This is a genomic window from Acinetobacter sp. USHLN143 (assembly GCF_037145695.1).
Lineage (GTDB): Bacteria > Pseudomonadota > Gammaproteobacteria > Pseudomonadales > Moraxellaceae > Acinetobacter > Acinetobacter fasciculus.
The window spans coordinates 1-1,406 of record NZ_JBBCWZ010000162.1 but is presented as its reverse complement, the minus strand read 5'-3'; the positions used below and the strand labels follow the sequence as shown (position 1 = coordinate 1,406).

General features: G+C 33.4%; 1 protein-coding gene and 1 pseudogene. Both read left to right on the top strand.

What is annotated here, in order from left to right:
* Window positions 1-108: 108 nt before the first annotated feature.
* Window positions 109-438 (top strand): annotated as a pseudogene (locus tag WFH18_RS17405) (GNAT family N-acetyltransferase); the annotation flags it as partial.
* A gap of 105 nt (window positions 439-543) precedes the next feature.
* Complete coding sequence (locus WFH18_RS17400) at window positions 544-1,299, top strand: condensation domain-containing protein (RefSeq protein ID WP_005095136.1); 756 nt, start codon at window positions 544-546, stop codon at window positions 1,297-1,299.
* The last annotated feature ends 107 nt before the right edge of the window (window positions 1,300-1,406 follow it).

Here is a 1,406-nt window from a genome sequence, read left to right as displayed (position 1 = left end):
CGTTTAATTGGTTTTGGGAAAAAAGAAGAGTTTAAGGAAATTTTGGCAATTTTAAGAAGGCAGAACCCTGATAGGATAAGGGTTCTGTGAAATTTGTCGTGTACAGAGAAATATCAATATATTTTAGCAATCAAAGATGCCCAAGCTATTGGGATTGTTGGCGGGATACAAAATTCAGCTCATGATTTTAACTTAGTGGCGATGTGGGTAAATCCTAAATTTCGTGGAAAGGGAATTGCAGATATTTTGATCTCTACTATTAAGGAGCTAGCGATTTCTAAAGGGCACAATAGGATTGTATTAAGTGTATCACCTGGAAACTCTAGAGCTGTTGATGTTTATTCTAGACATGGTTTTGTTTTTATATCTGAGTGGGAGGTTTTACCACTTAGTTCTGGTGAAAAAAATCAAAAAATGGAATGTTCCGCATTATTTTAATTTGCATTAGGAACTGGTCAAAAATCAAAATGTGCCAGATTATATTCTACTATTTAGTAGGTGAATATGTTGAGTACTATTAAATTAATTTTGGAAGTATAATTAATGAAGTCATTAATTAAAAATTCAACTAACTTTTTTCCTCTTTCATTTGAACAAGAGCAATTTCTGTCCAAGGAGGAGGTCAAATGTGTTAATGAATTTAATAATATATCTGCGATGACTCGACTAATTGGGCAAGTTCAAATACCAGAGATGCTAGCTGCCTTGAATGAAATTGTGCGTCGTCATGAGATATTTCGTACCACATTTAATATATCTGACCAGTTTTTAGTACAAACCATTGCAGCACAATTTGAAATAGAATTACCTGTTGTTGATTTCATGGAATTTTCATTGGATGAGAGAGATGTACAAGTTCAACAGTACATTAAGAATGAAGTTCATAGTCAATTTAATCTATCCTCAGGTCCACTGTTCCGTGTATTTTTACTAAAGTTGGCATCAGAAGAATATATATTATTGTTTATAGTGCATCATATTATTTTTGATATTTCTTCTTTTGAAGTCTTAAATAAAGAATTGAGTACATTATATACAGCGTATGTTCAAAATATTCCTTCACCTTTATCTGAGTTGAGTATTCAATATGCCGACTATGCTCAATGGCAGCATCAACATTTAAATGAGATGGAATTAAAGCGGCAAAGTGCTTATTGGAGTAAAAATCTAGAAGGATGTTCTGCACTACTAAATTTACCATTAGATAGACAGCGACCAGCAATCCAATGTTTTAATGGGGCTAGTTATAGATTTGATATACATGAAACCATTGTAACAAGCTTAAAGGAGACATGTTGAACCGTACCGGGTTTGTCGGAGACTTTTTTATTTAAGTTAGGCCACCTGACCTAACGGGTTAATCTTATCATAGTACATTGCTTCAAACTCAAAAGGCGATACATAAC